At 63.7% G+C, this 23,606-nt stretch carries 17 protein-coding genes and 1 pseudogene; 7 read left to right on the plus strand and 11 right to left on the minus strand.

What is annotated here, in order from left to right; translation table 11 throughout:
- Window positions 1-101 precede the first annotated feature (101 nt).
- The 3 genes and pseudogenes from ACODNH_RS18365 (at window position 102) to ACODNH_RS18375 (ending at window position 4,572) form a co-directional block, all read left to right on the plus strand.
- Window positions 102-1,313: an AAA family ATPase gene (locus tag ACODNH_RS18365; protein WP_306706781.1), complete on the plus strand. Its 1,212-nt coding sequence runs from the start codon at window positions 102-104 to the stop codon at window positions 1,311-1,313.
- A 51-nt stretch (window positions 1,314-1,364) separates the two neighbouring features.
- Window positions 1,365-1,760, plus strand: coding sequence for a DUF2237 family protein (locus ACODNH_RS18370; RefSeq protein ID WP_306706782.1), 396 nt, complete (start codon window positions 1,365-1,367; stop codon window positions 1,758-1,760).
- 69 nt (window positions 1,761-1,829) lie between these two features.
- Window positions 1,830-4,572 (plus strand): annotated as a pseudogene (locus ACODNH_RS18375) (AAA domain-containing protein).
- Here ACODNH_RS18375 and ACODNH_RS18380 read toward each other — a convergent pair.
- Both ACODNH_RS18380 and ACODNH_RS18385 read right to left on the minus strand, forming a co-directional pair.
- Window positions 4,573-6,258, minus strand: coding sequence for a PH domain-containing protein (locus tag ACODNH_RS18380; RefSeq protein ID WP_434530745.1), 1,686 nt, complete (start codon window positions 6,256-6,258; stop codon window positions 4,573-4,575).
- Window positions 6,255-6,716: a PH domain-containing protein gene (locus ACODNH_RS18385; protein WP_306706787.1), complete on the minus strand. Its 462-nt coding sequence runs from the start codon at window positions 6,714-6,716 to the stop codon at window positions 6,255-6,257. Before ACODNH_RS18385 ends, ACODNH_RS18380 begins: the two co-directional genes overlap by 4 nt.
- A gap of 141 nt (window positions 6,717-6,857) precedes the next feature.
- Between ACODNH_RS18385 and ACODNH_RS18390 the strand changes: the two genes are divergently transcribed.
- Window positions 6,858-7,925 (plus strand): hypothetical protein, encoded by a 1,068-nt coding sequence (locus ACODNH_RS18390; RefSeq protein WP_434530746.1) that lies wholly within the window; start codon window positions 6,858-6,860, stop codon window positions 7,923-7,925.
- A gap of 74 nt (window positions 7,926-7,999) precedes the next feature.
- Here the strand turns inward: ACODNH_RS18390 and ACODNH_RS18395 are convergent, their stop codons facing one another.
- Both ACODNH_RS18395 and ACODNH_RS18400 read right to left on the minus strand, forming a co-directional pair.
- The gene (locus tag ACODNH_RS18395; RefSeq protein ID WP_434530747.1) at window positions 8,000-8,641 is read right to left on the minus strand and encodes a beta-class carbonic anhydrase; all 642 of its coding nucleotides are present in this window, start codon (window positions 8,639-8,641) and stop codon (window positions 8,000-8,002) included.
- A 97-nt stretch (window positions 8,642-8,738) separates the two neighbouring features.
- Window positions 8,739-11,489, minus strand: coding sequence for an ATP-dependent helicase (locus tag ACODNH_RS18400; protein WP_434530748.1), 2,751 nt, complete (start codon window positions 11,487-11,489; stop codon window positions 8,739-8,741).
- 97 nt (window positions 11,490-11,586) lie between these two features.
- On the opposite strand from ACODNH_RS18400, the gene ACODNH_RS18405 reads away from it, so the two are divergent.
- Entirely contained in the window at window positions 11,587-12,462 is an 876-nt protein-coding gene (locus ACODNH_RS18405) for a dihydrodipicolinate synthase family protein (protein ID WP_434530749.1), read from the plus strand.
- Window positions 12,463-12,532: 70 nt separating this feature from the next.
- A complete protein-coding gene (locus ACODNH_RS18410) occupies window positions 12,533-13,360 on the plus strand; it encodes an ArsR/SmtB family transcription factor (protein ID WP_434530750.1) in 828 nt (275 codons plus the stop codon).
- 23 nt (window positions 13,361-13,383) lie between these two features.
- Here the strand turns inward: ACODNH_RS18410 and ACODNH_RS18415 are convergent, their stop codons facing one another.
- Window positions 13,384-13,998, minus strand: a complete 615-nt coding sequence (locus ACODNH_RS18415) for a class I SAM-dependent methyltransferase (RefSeq protein ID WP_306706799.1) — start codon at window positions 13,996-13,998, stop codon at window positions 13,384-13,386.
- Between the two features lie 283 nt (window positions 13,999-14,281).
- Between ACODNH_RS18415 and ACODNH_RS18420 the strand changes: the two genes are divergently transcribed.
- Window positions 14,282-15,034 carry an MBL fold metallo-hydrolase gene (locus tag ACODNH_RS18420; protein WP_434530751.1) on the plus strand — a complete coding sequence of 251 codons (753 nt, stop codon included), beginning with the start codon at window positions 14,282-14,284 and terminating at the stop codon, window positions 15,032-15,034.
- Here ACODNH_RS18420 and ACODNH_RS18425 read toward each other — a convergent pair.
- The 6 genes from ACODNH_RS18425 to ACODNH_RS18450 form a co-directional block, all read right to left on the minus strand.
- A complete protein-coding gene (locus tag ACODNH_RS18425; RefSeq protein WP_306706803.1) occupies window positions 15,031-16,188 on the minus strand; it encodes a sensor histidine kinase in 1,158 nt (385 codons plus the stop codon). The two genes, ACODNH_RS18420 and ACODNH_RS18425, sit on opposite strands and share 4 nt — an antisense overlap.
- 118 nt (window positions 16,189-16,306) lie before the next feature.
- Complete coding sequence (locus ACODNH_RS18430; protein WP_434530752.1) at window positions 16,307-17,374, minus strand: mRNA surveillance protein pelota; 1,068 nt, start codon at window positions 17,372-17,374, stop codon at window positions 16,307-16,309.
- A 207-nt stretch (window positions 17,375-17,581) separates the two neighbouring features.
- Window positions 17,582-18,613, minus strand: a complete 1,032-nt coding sequence (locus ACODNH_RS18435; RefSeq protein ID WP_306706806.1) for an AIR synthase family protein — start codon at window positions 18,611-18,613, stop codon at window positions 17,582-17,584.
- A 45-nt stretch (window positions 18,614-18,658) separates the two neighbouring features.
- Window positions 18,659-20,812, minus strand: coding sequence for a ribosome rescue protein RqcH (gene rqcH / locus ACODNH_RS18440; RefSeq protein WP_434530753.1), 2,154 nt, complete (start codon window positions 20,810-20,812; stop codon window positions 18,659-18,661).
- Between the two features lie 36 nt (window positions 20,813-20,848).
- Window positions 20,849-21,883, minus strand: a complete 1,035-nt coding sequence (locus ACODNH_RS18445) for an NAD(P)/FAD-dependent oxidoreductase (protein ID WP_434530754.1) — start codon at window positions 21,881-21,883, stop codon at window positions 20,849-20,851.
- A 71-nt stretch (window positions 21,884-21,954) separates the two neighbouring features.
- The gene (locus tag ACODNH_RS18450; RefSeq protein WP_434530755.1) at window positions 21,955-23,517 is read right to left on the minus strand and encodes a hypothetical protein; all 1,563 of its coding nucleotides are present in this window, start codon (window positions 23,515-23,517) and stop codon (window positions 21,955-21,957) included.
- Window positions 23,518-23,606: the final 89 nt, after the last annotated feature.

The following is a 23,606-nucleotide window of genomic DNA, read 5'->3' on the forward strand; positions in this document are numbered from 1 at the left end:
GACTCACTGCTGATCCGTCCAGAATGGATCAGTAGCCACGAAGCTCGACAGATAACGGCTAATGGTACACATTGATACACCCCGAGTACAACGCATGGAGCATGGCCGGGTCATCGTCGGATTTGAGCGTTGAGGCGGCGTCAGAACACTGTCTCAACATTGTGGAGCGAGTTGAGGAGGCTGTCGTTGTCGAACGCCGAGTGCTGTTCGAGACACTGGCTGGCGTCATCGCCAGAGGACACGTTCTGGTCGAGGACGTACCGGGAACGGGTAAAACGGTTCTGGCGCGGGTGCTGGCGGAGGCGCTGGGCCTTGAATTTACTCGGGTACAGTTTACACCTGATCTGCTGCCGGCGGACGTGACCGGGTCAAACGTGTACAACGAGCACGAACGGGAGTTCGAGTTCGCAGAGGGGCCGGTGTTCTCGAATGTCGTGCTCGCAGACGAAATCAACCGTGCGCCGCCGAAGACCCAGTCTGCACTGCTTGAGTCAATGGAAGAGCGACAGGTCAGTGTCGACGGGACGACGCACCCACTCCCAACACCGTTCGTCGTTATCGCGACCCAGAACCCCGTCGAGCAGGAAGGGACCTTCCAGCTTCCCGAGGCCCAGCGGGACCGCTTCAGCGTGAAGACGTCGATGGACTATCCCGATGTCGATGGGGAAATGGGGCTGCTTGACCGGCGGGCCAACCGGCGAACACTCTCGCCATCGGTCGATCCGGTAGTTGACCCAGAGACGGTTCGTGCCCTTCAGGAGTGTGCGGAAGACATCCGCGTCGACACCAAGGTTCGTCGCTACATCGTCGACCTGGCGCGGGCGACACGCGAAGACGACCGGGCAAAGATCGGCGTTTCGCCGCGGGGCGTGCAGCGGGTTTTCGAGGCTGTCCGGGCCAGCGCGGTCATCGCTGGCCGGCAGTATGCCACACCTGATGACGTGAAGCGACTGGCAAACGCAACGATGAGTCACCGACTGGTCCTGACGACAGAAGCTACTATCGAAGGGACCGAAAAAGACGACGTGATTCAGGCCGCGCTGGACGCTGTCGACGTGCCCGCAGTCTCACCGAATGCACCGGAGACGGACGACAGGGCCGAATCGACGGCACCGAGCGGGTCCGAACCTGCTGACTCTCTATCGGAACCCTCACCAGACGGTAATTCTCCCGGGCAGCGCCCGTCGCAGAGTGCTGCTGGAGCAGAGGAGAGCCAGGCTAGACAACTGGACGGGGATGGCGACCAGCCCGCCAACTCATCAGGTGACACGCGAAGCCGGAGTGACGAGGACGACATCGAACAGGGACAGTGAGCGCGAGCGGGTAGCCGAACGGCTTTACTCTCCGGAACAGCCAGACGTGGTATGGAAAGCGAACACAACGTCCTCGGCGGGGAGTTGGCCCCCTGCTCGATGGACCCCGAGACAGGGTTTATGCGCGATGGCTACTGCTACCCGCTCCAGCGTGACCCGGGCCGGCACGAGATCTGTGCCGTGATGACGGCGGAGTTTCTGGAGTACAGCAAGGCACAGGGCAACGACCTCGTGACGCCGCGGCCAGAGCTGAATTTTCCGGGTCTCGACCCCGGTGATAGCTGGTGTGTCTGCGTTCCGCGCTGGATAGAGGCCCACGAGGCCGGGCACGCACCGCCAGTGAACCTCGACGCGACGAGCGAGGACGTCCTCGATGACGTGTCGCTGGAGACGCTCGAAGAGTACGCCGCCGATACCGAGTCCGATGCCGATACGACCAGCGAATGAGCCCCGGCGCGAACGACTTTTGAGGGACCGCCCCGTCGCTTGGGTCGTGCAACAGGGGAGGGCCGAAGCATGAGCGTAGACCGTGTTCGCGGTGTCGTCGTCGACATCGACGAGCCGAAGACGGTGAACACCCAGTACGGCGAGAGCGACCTCTGTGAGGTGACGATACGTCCCGACCGCGGGGCCGGCGAGCCCACGACGGTGACGCTTTGGGGGAAGTGGACCGAGAACGCCGCGGTCATCGAGATGGGGATGGAGATCGCCGTCTACAACCCCGACGAGCGGGAGTATCAGGGCGAACAGCAGTACTCCGTCGGCGGCGACGCCACGCTGGTCGTCCAGCCGGACTTCCTCGTCGACGTGACCGACATCCGGGCGTGGGTGCAGTGCCCGCGGATGTACTACCTCCGGAAACTCGACGGTGCGGAGCACGCCTACCCGCTTGTGAAGGGGACGGTCGTCCACGAGGTGTTCGGCGACCTGCTTCGGGGCCGGGACCTCGACACCGCTATCGAAGAGCAGGTCGACGCCGCCGGACTGGATATTGGACTGCTGGGCCGAGAGGCCGACGAGGTGGCCGGAGACGTGCGCGACCACGCGTCGGCTATTCAGGGGTGGCTCCAGCAGGGGACGCTCACGGAGACGGATGGAGCGGCGACAGCCGCTGACAACTCGGAGCGGGACTTCAGTCCCGCGGAGAGCGAGTGGCGCTCCGAGATGACGCTCATCTCCGAGCGGTTCGGCATGAAAGGGCGGGCCGACGCCGTCCGGCGCGGGATGCCCGTCGAGCTCAAGACCGGCAAGAACACCAAGCGGGAGCCGCGGTTTCAGGACAAGATCCAGGCGACGGCATACGCCCTGATGCTGGGGGAGCGCGCGGCTGGCACGGGCAGCGCCGTCGACGCAGCCCCGGACACAGGTACGCTCCTCTACACCAAAAACGCCGCCGTCGACCGCAACGAGGAGAGCGGCGACCTCTCGCCGGCCAAGGAGTTCTCTATCGGGAGCGGGCTGCTGAACTACGTCGTCCGGACCCGCAACGCGATTGCGGCGATGGAGTACGACTCTAGCGTGCCGACGGGCTACGAGGCCAACGCGAAATGCGAGTACTGCTTCGAACAGGACACCTGTATGGCCGTCTCCGGCCGCCTCGACCAGGAGTCCAAAGCAGGAACGGTCGGTCGAGCGGTGCCAGACGAGGAACTGGACTACTTCGAGCAGTTCTACACAGCCGTCGAGGCCGAGCGCCGGTCCGTCCACCGAGAGTACGCAAAGCTCTGGGAGCAGACGCCCGAGGAGCGCGCCGACAACGACCGGGCGCTCATCGGCCTCGAACCGACCGGCCGCCGGGAGCTCGACGGCGGCCGCTGGGAACTGCGCGCGACAGGGACCGGGGCCGTCTCGAAGATCCGCGAGGGCAATCTCGTGCTCGCCAGCGACGGCGACCCGGTGACCGGTAACGCTGAACTCAGCCCGCGTCGAACGTCTTGGCGAAGAAATCGTCGTCACGGCCGACGAGCCGCTTGACCTCCGCCGACTCGACGTGTACCCATCTGAGCTAACCACCGACCGGCTCCAGAATGCGCTGCACGACGCCGTTCTCCTCCAGTCGCCCGAGCAGAAGGACGTGTTGTTCGGGCGGCGCGAGCCGGAGTTCAAGCCAGTCGAGGAGACGTTCATCGACAACAACGACGCCCAGAACGAGGCCGTCCAGCTGGCGGTCGGCGCAGAGGACTTCGCGCTGGTCCATGGGCCGCCGGGGACGGGCAAGACGTACACGCTGGCGCGGATGGTCCGGGCACTGATAGCCCGGGGCGACCGCGTCCTGCTCTCGGCGTTTACCAACCGTGCCGTCGACAATCTGCTGGAAGCGCTGGAAGACCAGGGCTACACCGATATTGTTCGCGTTGGCACAGAAAGCGGCGTCCGCGAGGATATGCAGAAGTACCGGCTGGAGACCAGCGGCGACCCCGGCGAGTGTGCGAGTCAGCTCCAGAGCGCGCAGGTCGTCGCGGCGACGACGGCCACCTGCGGCGGGAGCACGCTTCAGACACAGGAGTTCGACGTGGCTGTCGTTGACGAGGCCGGCCAGCTGACCGAACCGGGGACGCTGGCGGCGACGACGCTGGCCGACCGGTTCGTGCTGGTCGGCGACCACCAACAGTTGCCGCCCGTGGTCCAGTCAGAGAACGAGACGTTGTCGACCTCGCTGTTTGAACGACTCATCGATGCTCACCCAGACGCAGGCGTGATGCTCGACTGCCAGTACCGGATGGCCCAGCACATCCAGGCCTTCGCTTCGCGGGAGTTCTACGACGGGCAGTTGCGGCCGGCGACTGGCGAGGTGGCCGCACAGCGGCTCGACGACCTCGACGGCGTTGCGACGGCGAGCTTGCCTGAAGGCCTCCGGGACCGCGTGGCGTTCGTCGACCCGGACGGCAGTCAGGTCGGCAACACCAACCCGACCGAGGCCGATCGAATTACCGAAATCGTCGCGTCGTACCGGTCTGCGGGAGTTCCAGCCGACGACATCGGCGTTATCGCGCCGTACCGCGCGCAGGTCGCGGAGATTTCCAAGCGCCTGCCGGACGTGACCGTCGACACGGTCGACCGGTTCCAAGGGTCGAGCAAGGAGGTCATCATTATCTCCTTTGTCGCCACCGGGACGCTCGACAGCCCAATCTTCGAGGATTACCGGCGTATCAACGTCGCCCTCACGCGGGCGAAGAAAGCGCTCGTCCTAGTTGGCGACGGCGACGCGCTGGCGACCGACGAGGTGTACGGCCGGATGGTCGAGTGGGCGCGGGGCTGACTACGCGTCCGCGTCGCCGCCTCTGGCGCCCGTCCGCAGCCCTGCGACGTGTGCGGTGAGACGCTCTCGTAACGTGTCTCTGAGTTCTTTTGCGGTGTCTTCGTCGATATCGTACACCTGAGCGACGCCGCCGAGCAGGCTTGACGAACTTGCCGTGTCAGCCCCCACGGTCGCCAGGTCGCGGCGGCGCTGGAACGGCGACCGCGTGACGAACACCGTCTGGAGCCGGTAGCACGGAACAATGCGCGTTGTCCGCCGCCAGAAGCCGCTCCGGGTCGCCAGCACCGAGTCATCGAGGTCGAACCCGCGGTGTCGCCAGCGGAAGTGTGCCGCCGGCACGACCGGGAGGAAGAGGAGAGCGGCGAGCCACCAGTAGCCGGTTTCAAGCACCAGCAAATCGATGCCGTAGGCGACTGCGGTGAGCCCGGCCGCGGCCAGCGAGAAGCGGGCGAGATAGCGCCGCCGGGCGCGCTTCGGCGGGCGGTCGAAGTCGAGGTCGCCGAACGACTCGATGTCGCGGGCCAGTTCGTATACCTCCTCGCGGGGCGCGAGGGGCACGGCGACGCCCTGTGTTGACTGCTGATTCCCACCGCTGTAGCCGGCCGTCTCAACAGCCAGCGTTGCGTAGCCGAACCGTCGCATCAGGACGTTCTCGCGGATGGTGACCGTCTGGACCTTCTCCAGCGGGATGTTACCGCTGTACCGGCGCAACAGCCCTCGCTCGTACCGGAGGTCGCCGTCGGCCTGTGTGAGTCGGAAGCCGTAGTATTCGATGACGGTCAGCGCCACACTGACGACCAGCGCAAGCAGGAGGAACTGGACGACAGAGAGGGCGGCGAAGACAGCCAGTCGCGTGGATTCCGGTGAGCTAGCCAGCCAGCGGACGACAGGCCCATTCAGCGACGCCCCAACGAGGTTCGCATTGAACCGCAGGACGGTCCAGACGATATCCATCCCCAGCGGGAGCGACGCGAGCGTCAGGACCGGCGCGGCCGGACGGACGGAGACGAGCGCGTACGTCAGGAGTTCGCGCTGGTCGAACGCGAACAACAGCGACCCGTCTGGCTGGTCGCGTGGTTCCGTGTCCGAAGCCGAGGCCGAGTCCCCGAAGTCATTCGCCGTCTTGGCGTCGCCGGTGTGTGCAGGTGTGGGACCGGTCACGCCGGGAAGGTCAGCGTGGGCCGACCGGCCAGATGTTGCAGTCTCAGACACCGCGTCGGAAGTTTCTGCCGCCGACTCGGCGGCTTCGTCCCGGTCGTGGGTCCGCACGTAGTTCCGGAGACGTTTGACCTCCGCCTCGTCGACCGCGTCCAGTGTGGCTTCCGTTGCGCTGCCGCCAGCCGTCTCGAAGCGGACGATTGCGAGCCCGAGCAGGCGGTTGAGGATGTTCTGTTCGACATCGAGGTTCTGGACGCGGCCCAGCGGAATCTGGCGGGACTGCCTGGCGAAGACACCAGATTCGACAGTGAGCGTGTCCCCATCGAGTTCGTAGCGAAAGCGGAGATAGCGCGCCAGCGCGTAGCCGCCAAACGTCAGTGCACCGAGCAGGCCCAGCAGCGGAACCGCGAACGCTGGCAGTCCGAGCATGCCGGTCCCGAGCGACCCGCCGAAGAAGCCGAAGAAGCCGCCTTGCAGCGCCGCTCGGGCAACGCTCAGGACCGCACTTCGCGGATGGAGCCGGTTCATACCGCGTCCGTGGCCTCGCTCTCGTTCGCGAGGTCACGGAGTTGTTCTCGCAGTTCGGTGGCTCGTTCGGGCCGCAGTCCGGGGATCGTGATGTCCGCGCCGCGGGTCCCGGCAGTGTAGACGACGACGCTCGCCAGCCCGATGGCCCGCTCTACCGGGCCGCGCGTGGTGTCGACGTGCTGAACACGAACGTACGGGACCGACGTGTCGGTCCGGGTGACGACACCGCGGAGGAGAAAGAGCGCGTCGTCCTGTAGGTCAAAGCGCCAGATCCGGTGGGCAGCGATTGCGTGGGCAACGCCAAGAAACACGAGCACAACCCAGCCGACGACGACCACCGTCTGTGGCAGTGAGACCGCGAACCGGTCAACAAGATACGCGATGACGCCGAGCACCGACGCCTGGATAACTGTCGACAGAACCCACAGCAGTCTCACCCGCGGGTGAAGCGACTCCATGTCCGAACCGAGGGGCCGGCCGCGGATTAACGGTTTGGCTCCGGGCCGAAATTGGAACGGTTTCGACCCGAACGCGGGGGACAGTTCATCCGGAGTTCGAAAAAGTTCCTTTAGGTAATCCATCGCGTGTCCAGACGGAATATGGCAGACACTCGACGCAGATTCCTCACGACGCTTGCAAGCACCGGGACTGTACTCGCACTCGCAGGGTGTAGCGGTAGCGACGGTGACGGCAGTGGCGGAACAGACGGTGAAATGACTGAGGGCGAGATGACCGAAGGTGGGATGACCGAGAGTGAGATGACGGACGGCGACGCAATGGATAAGGGGGAAGAGATGACCGAAGGATCGATGGACGGCGATATGGGCCCCACTGATCCCAGCGATGCCCCGATGGCGTCGGTCGACCGATTCAGCGACGCCGCCGGGATGCTCCACCAGCGCAGCGCAAACGACGCGCTTCCGGACGCCGACGAGCCGATCGACTTCGACGAGCAGTTCCTGACACAGGGATACGGGCCTGACGGAACCGTTATCGAGTACTACGATTTCGACGTCCAGCCGACCGAGGCAGCCCCGATTTACGCGCTGTTTTACGAAAACGGTGACCCGGTCGAGGACCAACTCAACATCATCGACGTGGTGCCCGGCGACGAGGGGTACAACGATTTCTGGCAAGTCCACAAAGTGACAGTGCCCGATGGCTACGAAGCGAACACGGCGACCAGCGTTTCTCATATTCGGGAGGCGGGTTACGACATTGAGCCGACGGAGACGATCAAGAACTGCCCGGTGGTTCCCGACGGGTCAACCGCGGAGCTACGACACAGTGTCGACAGCAGTTCGGCCGACTTGGTCGAGGGCTGGTACGATGGCGAAGTAGTCCCATACTTCCTGTTCGGCGAGGCGTCGCTATCGTCGTCCGACGGTACCGTCCCGATCTCCCCGATTTACGTGAGCTTCAACGCGAACCCCGACGAGGACGGCGGGGGCCCGCCATCCGGTTTCCTCTCGGAAGAGGGGAGCGACCAGACGCACAACGTCACCGCGACAGTGCCGGGTGACGACGGCTACTCGCCGCTGTGGCTGGTCAACATCTTCGACAACGCGGACTTCGACAGCGTTTCTGACCTCGACTCGGCCCAAGACGCCGACATCCTGGCCTCAGGCGCGGCGATGGTCAACTGTCCGGTCGTCGCCGAGCAGTAGGGCAGCCGCGGACAGCACGTTTGCCCCGATACTGTTCCGTCCCGTCTCAGTCACCCGGTGATGACCGTAGCGGACTACACGCGCTCGTTGACCTGTTCGGCGACCCGCTCGCCGGGTCGGCGGAGGTGGCCGCTCTCGACTTCGTAGACGTAGCCGGTCACCGTGACATCGTCAGGAATCAGCTCATGATTTTCGAGGTACTCGACCTGTGCCGCACAGGTCGCGTCGATGTCGTCGGTCATCCGGACCCACTCCGCGATTGACGCGTCACCGATATCTAGCTCCGGCAGTGCCGGGTCCAGATCGATATCATCGAGGTCACCATCGACCGCGGACTCGAACCCTGCAACGATATCCTCGTCGGACGCGCTCATCATTCCACAGTCGGTGTGGTTGACGACGATGATTTCCGTCGTATCGAAATACTGTGTTGTCAGCGCCGCTGAGCGAATTACGTCGTCTGTTACTTTCCCGCCGGCGTTTCGGTATATCTGTGCGTCGCCCAGCGAGAGCCCGAGCGCATCCTCAACAGGGATTCGCTCGTCCATACACGCTACGACCAGCAGTTGCTTGTCGGTCGGGATGCCCTTGCGCCGTCGACGCGCCCAGTCGTCCCTCGCGTCGACGCCGTCGTCGACCGATTCGTGAACGTGGCCGGCCTCCGGCTCTTCATGATCGTGTGCGTCGTCGTCGCTCCCGTGTGTGTGATGTGGCATTGCAGAACACGCCTTTGTGCCCCGTGGCCTTTACTGCTTGCTCGCCGGCAGTACAGCGGACGGGAGACAGGCACTCGTGTCGAACAGTGCCAGCCGCTCAGTCGTCAGTGGCGACGGTGCTGTCATCGGCATCCCCGTCCTCTATTTCGTTCAGGACTCGCTGGTGGAACTCCTGCAGGACAGCCGACTCGTCATCGGCGAGCACAACGTCGCTGGCCATCAGCGTCGCGAGACCGAAAGCCCGCGGCGACGGCGAGTCGACGCGGGTCCGAACCACGTCCACGTCGCCGTCCTGCATCGCACGCAGGACGGTCTCGATGCCGTCGACGTTGAGCTTATCCTCCAATATCTCCCGGTAGGTCTCCTCGACGACGGCGAAGTCACCGAGGTCCTCAGCGAACCCGAGCAGCATCTCCGAGGAGACTTGCTGCTCGCTGGCCGATTTCTCGTAGCCCTTGTAGCGTTTGAGTATCATCAGCGACCGCGTAGCGTTGATGCGGAAGTACCGCTGGAGGAGGTCTGTCCCGTCGAGGCTGGCCCGGAGGTCCTCGCGAGCCGTTTCTGGGTCCAAATCGCGGACGATTCGCGCGATATCCACCTTCCGGTTCAGCGGCATCGAGAGCGTGAAGCCGTTGTCGGCGACGGCGACCTGAACGTTTGCGCTGGCCGCCCGAGCGATGTGGTAGGCCAGCAGCCGTGAGAAGCCATCGTTGAACCGCCGGCCGTAGTTCGAGTGGACGTGGTAGTGGCGTTCGTACTCATCGTGGTCAAGCGTTTCCTCGATGACGAGGCGGTCAGTCGTGGCCACGCTGTCCGGGCCGGCGTAGGCCACCTGTTCTCGGAACATCCGCGCGATGGCCCGGACGCTGTTCTCGTCGACGGGGAACGTCCGGAGCCAGTTCCTGACTTCCGACATCCCCCCATCGCCAAGCCGGTCCAGCAGTTGCCCCTGAAAGTCGAGTATCTCGCGTCCGAGGTCGTATGAAAGGGGGAGGCGCTCGGAAAACCACGAGGGGACCGTCGGGCGGGCGGCGGTCCGGTCGACGTACACCTTCGACCCGCGGCGATAGCGGTACTCGAAGTTGTTTCCGCCCAGCACGAACACGTCGCCTTTCTCCAGCGTGTCCAGATATGACTCGTCCAGTTGGCCGACCCAGCTATCGTCGCTCCGGGTGACCACATCACAGGTAAACGAATCCGGAATCGTCCCGATGTTGGTCATGTAGATGACTCGCGCAAGCCGGCCGCGTTTGCCGATGAGGTGCTCGCCCACGTCGTAGTCCTCGTAGTGGTGCTCGCCGTCAGGCGCGTCGTTCGTGTCCCGCCAGATTTTGGCGTAAACGTTCTTATCCTCCATCCCCGGGTAGTCGGCGGTCATATACCGCATCAGCTGTTCCCAGTCCTCGTCGTCGTAGTCCCGGTACGGATAGGCCCGCCGGAGGACGCTTTTGAATGTCGCCTCGGGGCGAACGTCGTTGATAGCCATGCCGTATATCTGCTGTGTGGCCACGTCCTGTGCATTCTCGGGGATGAACACGCGGTCGACGAATCCCCGCTCGGCCTTTTCCAGCATCACCGCGCACTCGACCAGTTCGTCGCGATCCAGTGCGATGACGCGGCCCTCGACAGTCTCGCCGAGCTGGTGGCCGGCGCGGCCGATACGCTGGAGCAACGCGGCGACGGATTTGGGCGACCCGACCTGTACGACGAGGTCGATGTGGGGCATGTCGATACCCAGTTCCAGGCTGGTCGAGGTTGTCACTACGTCGAGCGAGCCCGCCTTCAGCGACTCCTCGATGTCGCGGCGTCGCTCCTTCGAAAGCGAGCCGTGGTGACAGCCGGAGTTGGATTCGTCGTAGCCATCAAACTTCTCGCGGAGGTTATGGAGGACCCGTTCGGCCCCCGAGCGTGTGTTCGTGAACACGAGCGTGTTGGTGTGGGACTGGACGTGGTCGTGAAGCTGTTTGTAGAACCGCTCAGTGATGATATCCCGCGGCGTGTTGATGAGGTCGTCGGCCGGACAGGACAGTTCCATGTCGAAGTCCCGGGCGAAGCGGGTGTCCACGATTTCGTAGTCCCGTGGGTCGCCACCGGGTTCCTCACAGCCGACCAGAAACTCGGCGACGGTGTCGAGTGGTTCGACGGTCGCCGAACAGCCGATGCGCGTCGGCGGTTCCTCGACCATCTCCTCTAGGCGCTCCAGCGATACTGAGAGGTGCGTGCCGCGCTTGTTCTCGGCGAGGCTGTGGATCTCGTCGACGATGACGTACTCGATGGTTTCGAGTTTCTGCTTGAACTTCGGCGAATTCAGCAGAATTGCGAGGGTTTCCGGCGTCGTGTTGAGGATGTGGGGCGTGGTTTCGAGCATCGCCTGCCGCTCGCTGTCGCTGGTGTCACCGTGGCGGATGGCGTGCCGTATCTCCACGTCCTCGCCGCGCTCGTCGAGTTTGGCAGTGATACCATCGAGTGGCTGTCCGAGGTTCCGGTGGATATCGTTGGCCAGCGACTTCAGCGGCGAGACGTACAGGCAGTAGACGGAGTTCTCCAGTTCGCCCTCGCGGGCCTTCCCGAACAGTTCGTTGATGATACCGGTAAAGGACGCGAGGGTCTTACCGCTCCCTGTCGGCGCACAGATGAGGGCGTTCTCGCGCTCGTGGATGAGCGGGATGGCCTCCTTCTGTGGCGGGGTGAAGAAGCCGCCGTTACCGGGGACGAACCCACCGAACTGCTCGACCCACCACTCCTGAACGACGGGCGCGAGGCGGTCAAGCACCTCGGCGTCGTCAATGTCGACCGCCTCCGGGTCGAACTCCGGGTCCGTCGCTGCGAGACGCTCGCGTCCTCCCATTGTCGGCTCTTATCGACCAGTAGGACTGCCGTGGCAAGTGGGTTCCGCCATATCGATGGGGAAAACGCCTAAGCGACCGCCGCGTCTGGCCTGGGGCATGGCTGACTCCTTCGACGTACTGACGCCGCTGGTGACGCCGTTCGACGCCGACGGCGAACTCGACGTTACCAGTCTGGAATCGCTGGTCCGGCACGTCTCGGCGGCGGGCGTCGACGGCATCGTTCCCTGCGGGACGACTGGTGAGTTCGAAACCTTGTCGCCACGGGAGTACCGGACCGTCGTCCGAATCACAACAGAGACAGCGCCCGACGACTGCCGCGTTATTGTCGGGACGGCCGCTACCGACGTGCCGACGGTCCACGAGCGGATGGCGTTCGCCGCCGAACAGGGCGCGGACAGCACGCTAGTCGTACCGTCGTACTACGGCGGGCAGGCGAGCGGAGCAGGCAACGAGGCGTTCTTCGACGCGGTGCTGGCCGACGCGCCGCTGCCCGTCTACCTCTACAACATCCCCGGAGCAGTCGGGCAGAAATTGTCCGTCGAGACGGTCGCCGCGCTTGCCCAGTCCGACGCCGTCGCGGGACTCAAGGACTCCTCGGGCGACCTTCCGTACGTCACCGCGGTCATGAATCAGACCTCTGAGGACTTCACCGTCTACCAGGGCCACGACGGCCTGTTCGTCCCGTCGCTGGTGCTTGGCGGCGACGGTGGCATCAGCGCGCTCTCGCACCTATTGTTCGACGAACTGGAGCAGGCGGGTACTGCCGTCGCAAGCGGCGACGTTGCACAGGCCAGAACAGTCCAGCGGGATGTCCTCTCACCGCTCTCGGACGCGTGTGCCGAGTTCGGCTTCGCGCCCACGGTGAAGGCGTTGCTCGCCGACCGCGGTATCATCGACCACGCGACGGTTCGACCGCCCCGAGACTCGCTCTCGTCGGACGCGGTCGCGTCGGTGACCGAACGGCTGGAGTGACTGTTTAGACTCAAATATTCCCGTGAGGTTCCACGAGATTCATTACGCTGGGCGGCAGTGAACGCAATATATGTCGTTGCTGCCCTCCCGCGGTCCCGACACAAGCACCTCACAGGACGGGGAGCTACAGGTCGTCGGGGTCGACGAAGATGTCTCAGCCGTACTCGATGCCCTCTCCTCGGAAACGGCCAGAGAAATACTCAACACGGTGTACGAAGAGCCGGGGACGCCCTCTGAACTAGCCGACCGGCTCGATATGTCGATACAGAAGGTCTCCTATCATCTGGAGAAACTAGAAGACGAGGAACTCATCGCTGTCGCCGGGGTCCAATACTCTGAGAAAGGCCAGGAGATGAAGGTGTACGAGCCTCCCGAAGACCCGCTGGTGTTGTTCGTCGGCACACAGGAGCGCAAGCGGTCGCTCCGGTCGCTCATCCGCCGCGTCCTGCCCGTTATCGGTATCCTCACCGCGGCCAGCGTCATGCTGCAACTCCTGCTCGGGCAGTTCCCGATCCAGTTCGGGAGTTCGGGGGCCGGCGGCGATGCGGGAACCGCCGGTGACGGTGCGCAGGGCGGCGGAGACGTTGAGAGTCTGGACACGGCGAACCGGACAGCCTCGACGGCCGAATCCACACCGACCTCGACGGCGTCGGACGACGGTGGGTTCCAGATAGCCGAGGCGACGGAGACACCAGAGGCCACGCAGGCCCCGAGAAGCACTCCGGCTCCAGAGGCTGACACCCCGGTCGCAGCAATGACCGAGGAGGCACGGCAACTAACGACCGACGCCGCGGCCAGTGGCGGCTTCCATATCGAACCCGGCGTGGCCTTCTTCCTCGGTGGGCTGCTGGTCCTGACGCTATACGTCTCGTTCTGGGCGTACAGAAACTACCGCTAAATCGGTCTCCCTATCCAGTCGCTTTAATCCGAGTCGACCTGTTCGGCGACCAGCACGCCGGCCTGCTCGGTAACCATCTCGACAGCTGTCAGCGCGTAGCCGGCATCGGTGAAGGCATCGGCGAGGACGCCGACCGTCGCCGGGTCGTCGACTTCGGGGCTGTAAAACGGTGCGTCGGGATCGTCGTCGCCGAACAGCATCACGTCTCCGAGGACAATGCGCCGCGGCCCCAGGTCGGCGATAGTGTCGATCGCCTCGCGTTTCTCGTCGTCACCGAGGTGGTGCATGGCGAAATTCGATGTGACGATGTTCACTGGGCGGTCGACGTTCGGAGCGCGGAAGCGACCGTCGCCGAAAGAAACGTTCTCCACGCCGCGTTCTTTCGCTTTCTCTTGGGCTTTCTCCAGCATTCCGTCGCTGATATCGCGGCCGATAACCTCCCGTGCATCGGACGCGAGCGCGAACGCAATCGCTCCGGTACCCGTGCCGAGGTCGAGCACTACGTCATCACTCTCGGGGGCCGCGTGGTCAACGACGAAATCGACGCAGGCGCGATACGCCGCCGAATCCTGTTCTTCATCGTACGCGTCGGCGTGGTCGGAGAATCGCTCAGCGTGTTCGTCAAGTGATTTCTTCATACTCGTCACTCGGTGCGGCCGTACAAGTGCTTCCCGCTCCGTTTTGCGGTCTCGGCGTGGGTCCGGTTCGGTAAAAACGCGTTTTGAGCCACAGGTGCGCTTTTGCTATCCCCGGCCGAAGCATGAATTGCGCCGTCGACGGGTGACCTTCCCACACGGCCGCCCTGACCCCGTCCCCGCCGACGGCCACCGCCCTCACTCCGCTGACGCTCCCTGGTGGTTCCCCTGCCGACGTGTGCCCCCAGACACCAACCCTTTGTCCGTTCGCTCGCTGTCGTCCGGTATGCGTCTCACGTTTCTCGGCACCGGCAGCGCCATGCCCACCGGCTCTCGAATGCAGACCGGCTATCTACTGGAACGCGGTGGGAACCGCCTGCTTGTCGACTGTGGTAGCGGCGTGTTGCACTCGCTGGCCCAGACAGACACGGGGTACGAAGGTGTCGACACCGTCCTGCTGACCCATCATCATCTGGACCACGTTTCCGATCTCGACGTGCTGATGAAGGCCCGCTGGCTGGCCGGTGAGACGGACCTCACGATCGCTGGCCCGCCGGGGACGAGCGACCTTGTTCGTGACCTGCTCGAAACACACGACTATATGCAGGACCGGCTGGACCTGACGGTCAGGGACCTCAATGGCGGACCGTTCGAACTGTCTGGGTTCCGCGGCGACACCTGCGAGACGCGCCACTCGATGCAGTGTTTCGCCTACCGGCTTTCTGTCGGTGACGGGCCAGCAATAACGCTCGGTGCTGACTCCGAAGCGTTCACAGACCTCATCGAGTTCGCCGATGGGTCGGCCGTACTCGTTCACGACTGCTCGTTCCCGGACGACGTGGACGTGTCGAACCACCCAACGCCGAAGACCCTCGGTCAGACGCTCCGCGATGCCGACGCCGAGGTCGGCCGCGTGTATCTCACCCACCTGTACCCACACACGGAGGGACGACACGAGGAGATGCTTGAGTCGATAGCAGACAGCTACGATGGCGACGTGCAGTTCGCCGAGGACAGCCTAACGATAACAGTCAGCTAGACGCGTTCGAGCGTGACGCGGAACTCGGCCCCGCCAGCGTCGCTTTCGCCCACGCTGACGCTGCCGCCGTAGGATTCAGTCAGCGCCCGGACGAATCCGAGGCCAAAGCCGGTGCCTGAACTCTCCTGGCCCTTGACCCCCATCTCGAAGATATCAGCACGCAGGTCCGGCGAGACACCATTCCCGTCATCAGCGAAGCAGACCGTAACTTCGTCGGGACTGACTTCCGCCGGGTACACTCGCATATGGACTTCGCCCTCGTTGTGGACCGCCGCGTTGGACATAATGTTCGTGAACACCGAGTCAAGCAAGTCACCGCCGTACACCTGATACTCGAAGTCTGACGACACAAAATCAATCGTCAGTGACCCGTAGTTGTCTCTGACATCACGCACGGTGTCCCCGAGGACTGATTCAAGATCCTGTGGCTCTGGATTGTCTTGTGCTTCCAGCGTCGAGACAAGGTCGCCGACGCGCTGGATGAGGTCGGCGGCGCTTTCGGCTGCGCGTTGGATCTTGCCGGCGTACTCCTCGGTCTGGCCGTCGACCTGTCCAGCGACGACATCGGCGAACCCGGCGATGACCTGCAAGTCGTTGCCCAGGTCGTGGCGGAGCAGTCGGTCGTACATCTCGATCATCTCCTTTCGCCGTTCGAGGTCCCGGTGTGCCCGTTCTAGCCGTTCACGGGAACGGATGTTAGAGATGGCCGTCGCGGCGTGAGTGGCAAGAATCTCCATCGGTCTGATGTATTCGTCCCCGAACTCCTCGACGGTCTGTGACCGAGTGACCAGCACAGCAGTCACCTCATTACCCATCCGAGCGGGGACAGCCAGCGCACCCGTCACATCCGAGTCGGCAGCGACAGCGGCATCAGACCCCTGTTCGACCAGCGTCTCGCCAGCCTCCTGCGCCCGTCGAGCGAGGTCACTCGGTGGCTCGCCCTGAACGAGATTCGGGTTTGTACTGTGGACGACACGGAGCTCGTCGTCACGAACCTCGACGAACGTAGAGTAAGAGAACTCGAACAGCAGCGACATCGCTTCGAGCGTGAGCGAGACGACTTCGTCGACGGACTCGCACCGATTGAGCGCCTGACCGTATTTGTTCAGGTCAGCGACCTGTCTAGCAAAATCCTGTTGTTCTTCGAACGACATATCACCCACTCCTCGCAGACATTGGAACTATGTACCAATGGAGAGCGGGGAAAAAACGGTTTCGGGGGACTCACCGGCAGAGTGAAAAATGGCAGACATATGTCGTGGGTACGCGGCCTCAGTCGAGTCGGTAGCGCAGCAGCGCCGCGACACCGCCCAGATTCGAGAGTTGCTGTCCGGGCGCAAACTCCGCGGAAAAGACGGTTACGTCACCGCCTTTTTGTTCTGTCGTTTCAATGATGTGGTCAACATCGATGTCCCAGTCGCCCTCGCCAGCCCGCTCCAGTCGGAGGCGCTCATCGAGCACGAGCAACGTCTCGATAGCGCCGTAGTCGGCCGCTTTTGCGACTTCCTCCGGGCCGTAAGCCACCTCCGATCCTGAGCCGATGCGCTCCATCAGTTCGTCGATGTAGTCCGCCTCTTCGGCGATGCGGGTCTGCTGCTGGACGTCCTCGACAGCGCCGCGTTTGAGTACTTCGTGAACGCCACGGTCGCCGACGGCAGACGTGTCTACGACGGTAATCTGTTCGGCAATGTCGGGAATCTCGTCCTGAAAGTGATCCAGTGCGTCCTGCTTGGTGAACCCGGGGCCGGCGAGGATGTAGGCGTCCACGTCCTGACGTTTGAGGACCGACGCCAGTTCGTCAAACAGTTCCTTTCGTGGGCGGGCGTACTCCCCTTTCCCGGTCGTCGAGGTGATGGTCGCCCGCTCTTCCGTGCCGTACTGGGCGACTGTGTGGACGTGTGCTTCGCCTTCCTCCACGGTCGCAATCGCCACGTCGGGGTTCTCCGTCGCCTCGACGGCCTCTTCCAGGCGGTCGGCCTGATCGGGCTTGAGGTGCTTCTCGACGGTGAGTTCGGTGTGTTCCTCGACGTTGAGCGTGTGGTGAAAGCCCAGCTGGTCCTCGCGGGAGCAGTCGACGATTTCGCCGCCGACACGGAGGCGGTTGGCGAACTTCGCGAACTCCACGTCGGTGACCTCGATCTGAATCCACATCGGCTCCCGCTCGCCGCCTTTGTCCCGGAGGTTGTCATCGTTGCGCTGGATGCGCCGCGTCGTGTCGCCGGAGACGAGGTCCCCCGGCTCGATGACATACGAGAGATGCCAGAGGTCGTCAAGCGTCTCGGGGACCACCTCGATGCGTTCTGCCCCTTCCGCGGTGGTCTCCTGACTCTGTATTTGCATACTGAAGCGTCCGCTTCATGGACACAAGTGTTCTGCCATTCGATTCGCCGGGACGCAAAATGCGGAATCGGCGTACTGTGTCGATCAGGCAACCGAGCCTGTCGCGGGCGTCTCATCGCCGGCGTCAGTGGCGGGCATATCTCGCACGGCAGTATATGTAGCAGTACGTGTGCCGTGCTGTCAGGTGTAGCCGGACAGCTCTCAGCGTCACTGCTGTTCAGCGTTGCCATCGCCGGCCGCCTGCAACCGCGCAAACGCCTCCCACGAGGGGTCTGCTCCAGGGTGTGACTGCCGAGTGCCATCGACGTACAGTCCTGAACCGTCGGTCACCTCGCCGACGACGGCCGCGGGCGTCCCACAGCCCCGAAGCGCGTCGACGACGCTATTGGCGTCCGCAGGGTCGACAGCGGCCAGCAGCGTCCCGCAACTACTGACGTGCCAGGGATCGATGTCGAGCGCGTTACAGAGATCCGTGACGCCGTCGGCGACCGGCATTGCGTCGCTGTCCACGTCGAACCGGACGCCCGCGCCGTCAGCCATCTCGATGAGCGCACCGGTGATGCCGCCCTCGGTCGCGTCGTGCATCGCCGTCACGTTTCCGGCGTTCGTCGCGGCCATGGCATCCTCGACGAGAGCGGTGTCGGCCAGCCGTTCCTGTGCGGTGGCGATTCGGTCGGGCGACAGCCCGATCTGCGCCGGGAAGAGAGTCGAAAACAGGCCCGTGACCTCCGCACCGGGGCCGGTCCCGACGACCAGTTTGTCGCCCGGTCGTGCGCCGTCCGGCCGGACGATGTCCCCGTGGGACCCGACGCCAAGCACCGTTGCGCCGCCGACCCAGGAGTAGTCAACGCCCGAATACCGGGCGGTGTGGCCGGTGACGACACTCACACCGACTTCTTCAGCCCGTCCGGCGAAGCCGTGCCACATCGCCGCCAGTTCGTCATCGGTCATCTCCGGCGGTAGCGTGAACGTCACGGAAAGATGGGTTGGTGGGATGCCGGAGACGGCAACGTCGGCCAGTACTACATCGAGTGCAAACCGACCGGCCCGCTCGAACCCCAGATCGGGGAGAACTGACAGCGGGTCAGTAGCTGTAACGAGGGCGTCGCCGCCCACGTCGATGACGCCGAAGTCAATGCCGTGGGTCGGCCCCAGCGTCACATCCTCTCGGTCCGCACCCAGTTCCGGATAGATGACGCTATCGAACAGTTCGCGGTCGATTTTTCCGAGGTCACTCATGCAGCCAGCCACCTCCGGCGCGGTGTTCCCTCTGACCCGACATGGTCAGTCCTCAGTCATTCGACTACCGCCAGGCGGCAAGAACTCCTGTATCTGGTCCGGGCTGGCGACCTTACGGACGAACGACTCGTCGGCGAAGCGGGACCTGAACTCCCGGTACAGGCGCTTGGCGATGTCGTTCTGCGCGAACTGTCCCGGTTCGACGGTGATGCTGGTCGCGGCCTGTCCCTCGATAGCCGCGGGTGGGCCGCCGATGACTCGCGTCTCGTCGTCGCAGGTGATGCCGACGGCGACGCCGGCCGGCGTGCCCTCAAAGTACGTCCGGTCGCCGCGGACGGCGAAGCCGCCCTTCTCCAGGTACTCGCCGCTTTCCGGCGTCTTCGACACCTGATCGGGGTCGACCATGTACACGTCGCCGGCGAACTTCCCGTCTTTCCAGACCGAGGAATACGAAACCGCGAACTTCGCGGCCTGGTCCAGTGACGACTGCGGGAACTCCACCTCCTTGGACGGCTCGCTGGGGCCGGTCGCTTTGAGTACCGTGACCGGGCCACCGTGAGCCTGGGCGTGGAAGAACTTGTCACCGCCCTCCAGATACTTCTGGACGAGTTCCTCGTTGTCATCTGCGTCCCGACCGCCGATGACGAGGAAGCCGTCTGAGGTGTGGAACCAGCGGAACTGCTCGTACCAGCGTTCAGTCGACCGGGTGGGGATGGACTGCATCGAGAGCCAGTCCGTCGGTTCGTCCTCGCCCTCGTCCTCGTCGGTCTCGTCTTCGCCGTCGTCGGCCTCCCACTCGTCCCGCCGCTCTTTGACCGCTTCGAGGTCCTCACGGGTGTTCTCGATAGCGGCGAGCGCGCCCTCCTTCTTTTCCTCGATGCGTTTGGCCTCTTTGTACAGTTCGTCGGCGTTCTTCTCGACGCCGGTGAAGGCGTCCACTGTGACCCGCGTGCCGTCAATGTCGAGGGTCACCGTCCCCTCGCTCCCGTCGAGAGAGACGACCGCCTCGGCAGCCGCGATGCCGCGGTCGGCTCCCTCGTCGAACTTCGCCTCGATGTCGTCCCAGGACACGTCGTCCTCGCGGGCGGCCTGAACCGTCGAGAGCACGTCGTCGACGAGGTCGTAGTTGGCGTACAGCAGTTCGGCCTTCTCCCGCTCGGCCTCGGCGTCGGCCTCGAAGTCCTCGATAGCCTGTTCCTGCTGCTGGATGATTCGTTTCTGTTTCTCGATCTCGGCCTCGAAGTCCGGGCGCTGTGTTTCGCCGCCCTCGACTTCCTCCTCCCGCTGGAAATTGAAGAAGTAGTCGTCCAGCGCGGAGTTGAACTCCGTGAAGGATTCGCTGTAGAGTTCCTCGTACTCTGACAGCGGAATCGGGGTCACGTCGACGCGCCGCCGGTCCGGGTCCTCGTCGGTCTCACCGCCGCTTGCCCCGTCACCGTCATCGAGCGTCTCGTAGTACACCCGCGGGTCGACGTTCCCCTCACGCAGGCGCGTCCCCATCTCGTCGATGAGTTCGTACAGCCGCTCGAAGTCGGACTCGTCGAGGTCGTCGACGGCGACGTTGTAGTCAATACCGGCGCGGGTACACAGCTCCTCACCGTAGAGACCGCCGAAGTTCAGTTGCGTCGCCAGCGTCCGCACGAGGTCGGCATCGGATTCCTTGATACGGGCGACGAAGCCGTCGTAATCGACGGTCATCGGGTTGAACCGCGCCGACGGGAACTCGTAGGGTGTCCCGGGTGCGACAGTTCGGGATTTGAGCCGAACCGTCTCCAGACAGTCGATGACCTCGCCGTATTCGTCCAACACGGCAACGTTGCCGTCGCCGAACAGTTCTGCAACGATAGTCGTCGACGCGTCCTCGCGGTCGAACTCCAGTTCGATGATGCGGTCGAACTCGAACTGCTCGACGCGGACGAGGTCAGCGCCCGACAGTCGGTTCCGGAGCATCATCGCGAAATCCGGCGGCCGACCCGGCGCGTCGGGGACGTGGCTCTGGTCAGCAACGTGGGCGCGCTTGACATCACCGACCTCGATGAGGAACTCGACGCGCCCGCGGTCGAAGTCCCGGAGCTTCAGTCTGACGAGGTCGTCCTCGGGGTAAAGGTACGCCTTGTCGAGCTTCGCGCCCTCGTAGCCGGCGAGTTCGCCCTCAAGCGCGGCGAGGTCGACGCTCGTCAGTTCCCGCTTGTGGTCCATGTCGGTGGCTGTCGGCGGGCACCCAAAGGCGTTCCGTTACCCGCTGTCGGCGATTGCCTCGCCCGTCTCCAGCCCGTTCCGGAGCGCCGCGTGGAGTCGCCCCTCGCCGGCCACCCAGTCGCCGGCAAAGTGCAGGTCGTGCTCGGCCGCACACGACAGCAAGTCGTGGTCAACGTCGCCTTCGGGCTGGGAGTAGCGCCAGTGCTGGTGGTCGGTCCAGTCGGGGTCAGCTCGCCGGTCGTCGTCCAGCAATCGGGCCGTCCGCGATGCGATGTCGTCGATGAGCGTGTCGGGGTGTTCGTCGTAGTTCGCAATCGACCACGGCTCGTTCATCTGGACCAGTAGCAGGGACTCGCCGTCGGGTACGTGGCCGTCTTTGCACTCTTCGCGGCCGATCCAGCCGATATCGTGGTCCTTGTCGCTATTGACCGCGGCGTACCACGACACGTCGAGTTCGAAGGGGTAGTGCAACACGCCGGCGATGACCGTTCGATAAGGGACCGTGGCGACCTCCTGCCGAAGTTCCCGGCAGTCGTCGTGGTCCCACCGCGACTGTCCCAGCAGGTCAGCCGTCTGTGGGGCCGGCGGTGTCAGCAGCGCAGCATCGAAGTATCCAAGATCCGCCCCCTCATCGTCCTCAAGCCGCCAGCCGTCGCGCTGTCGCTCCAGACGCTCGACCCGCACACCGTTCTCCACGTCGGCGTCGGCCTCGTTGAACAACCGCTTTGCAACCTGCGTAATGCCCGCCTCGTATGTCCATTTGTGTTCGTCAGCATCTCGACCAGTGTCGATATCGCCGGTCCTGTCGAACGTGTAGACCGGTTCCTCGATATCGACGAGTCCCTCGGTTGGGAGGGTCTCCGTGACCAGTTCCGTCACGCGACCGTCGTCGGCCTTGAGATAATTCGCCCCGTACTCGTACGTACAGTCACCATGCCGCCGAGTCGCGGCGCGCCCGCAGACGCCGCGGCTCTTCTCGAACACTGTTACGTCGACGTCCGCGTCGTGGAGCGCGTACGTTGCCGCTGCACCGGCACCACCGGCACCGACGACTGCGAGGTTACGAGCCATACTTGCTCGTCGGACGGTACGAGTAAAAATCCACCACACAACCAGTTCGGACCACCCGCCCGGGGCCCGATTCAGCGGCCCCGCTGGCGTCGGACGCTCTGACGCGTCCAGCCGATGACGACGAGTATCGCGACACCGACGCCCACCTGTGAGAGTGTGAATCCGGGGCCCTGTGCCGCAGTCGTTTCCCGGTCGCCGCCGTCAGTGACCGAAACGGATTGGTTCTCTACTCTGAGCGAGCCCGCTGTCTCGCCGTTGACTCGAACGGTTCCATCGACCGCCTCGAACTCAGTCTCGACGAGTGCCTCTTCCTCGGGGTCGAGTGCCACTCGGTCCGTTGCCACCGGTTTGCCGTCGACCGTCACAGTCAGTGTCTCGTTAATCGGCCGCGAACCGGCGTTCGTTACTGTCGTTCGCACAGTCGTATTGAACCCGGACCGGACCCAGTCAGCCGACAGTGACGCCTTCCTGACCTGCAAGTCGGCGTTTCCCTGCCCCGCGAGAGCGGAGCCTCCATCGGTACCCGTTTCCGTCCCGAATCCAGCGGTTTCGTTTCCGATGCCGGTCGTGTTGCCGGGAGGCGCGCCACCGCCTGCTGTTCCGTTCTGCGTGGTTGCGTTCACGCCCTCGGTCGGCGTCCGACTTTCATTCCTATCCGACTCCGTGAGATTGTCATCAATTCCACTGTCGGACTGAGAGTCGTCGCTATTATCGGAGTCATCAGAGTCGTCGGAACCGCCTGAATCGTTCGAACCACCACCATTGGTATCGCTGTCGTCGTCGGAGTTGTCATCTGAGTCGTCGGTGTCGGCAGCACCGGCATTGTCATCTGTTTCAGTTGCGTTCTGTGTCCCGTTTTCAGTCCCCTCGCTGTCGGTTGGTTGTTCAGTCCCTTCACCCTCAGTCGGCTCCCCAGTCTCTTCACTGTCGGTCGGTTCTTCGGTCACCTCACTGTCGGTCGGTTCTTCGGTCACCTCACTGTCGGTCGGTTCTTCGGTTTCCTCGCTGTCGGTTGGTTGTTCAGTCCCTTCACTGTCGGTCGGCTCCTCAGTCTCCTCGCTGTCGGTCGGTTCTTCCGTTTCCTCGCTGTCGGTTGGTTCCTCGGTCTCCTCGCTATCAGTTGGTTCTTCAGTTTCCTCACCGTCCGTCGGTTCTTCGGTCTCTTCACTGCCGGTCGGTTCTTCAGTCCGAGTCTGTGTCTCGGTATTTTCTCTTTCTGTGGGGTCCTCAGTTTGCGTCGGCTCCTCCGTTTCTTCGGTTTCCGTCGATTCCTCCGTTTCTTCGATCTCAGTCGAGGGTTCTGTCGCTGGACTTTCCGTGGGTTCCTCCGTCTGGCCGCTTTCAGTCGGGCCCTCCGTTTCTTCCGATTCAGTTTGGGCCTGTTCGGTTGACGTCTGTTGGTCCTCCGCAGTCTGCTCGCCGCCCGCCGGTGTGTCCGTCTCATTCACCTGTCCAAGCAGTCCTCCGGAGTCGGTCTGAAAAATAGGTTCGACTGTGCCTACTCCAGCGTCCGATACACGGTTCTGGGGGCCGGCATCGGACGCAACCACGCTACCGACGGCGAATGCGGACGCGAGCGCAGCGGTACCGAAAACGATAGTGACCGCAGTGAAGAGTGTCTTTCCCTCGCTCATACAGGGAGGTATGCGAGTGAAGGATTAGTTACCCAGCTGCCAAATCCTCGGTAAGCTCCTCCTTCATGCACAGTTGAGGTAGCGAGGCC

The organism is Haloarcula sp. NS06, assembly GCF_051122755.1.
In the GTDB taxonomy this organism is placed as follows: domain Archaea; phylum Halobacteriota; class Halobacteria; order Halobacteriales; family Haloarculaceae; genus Haloarcula.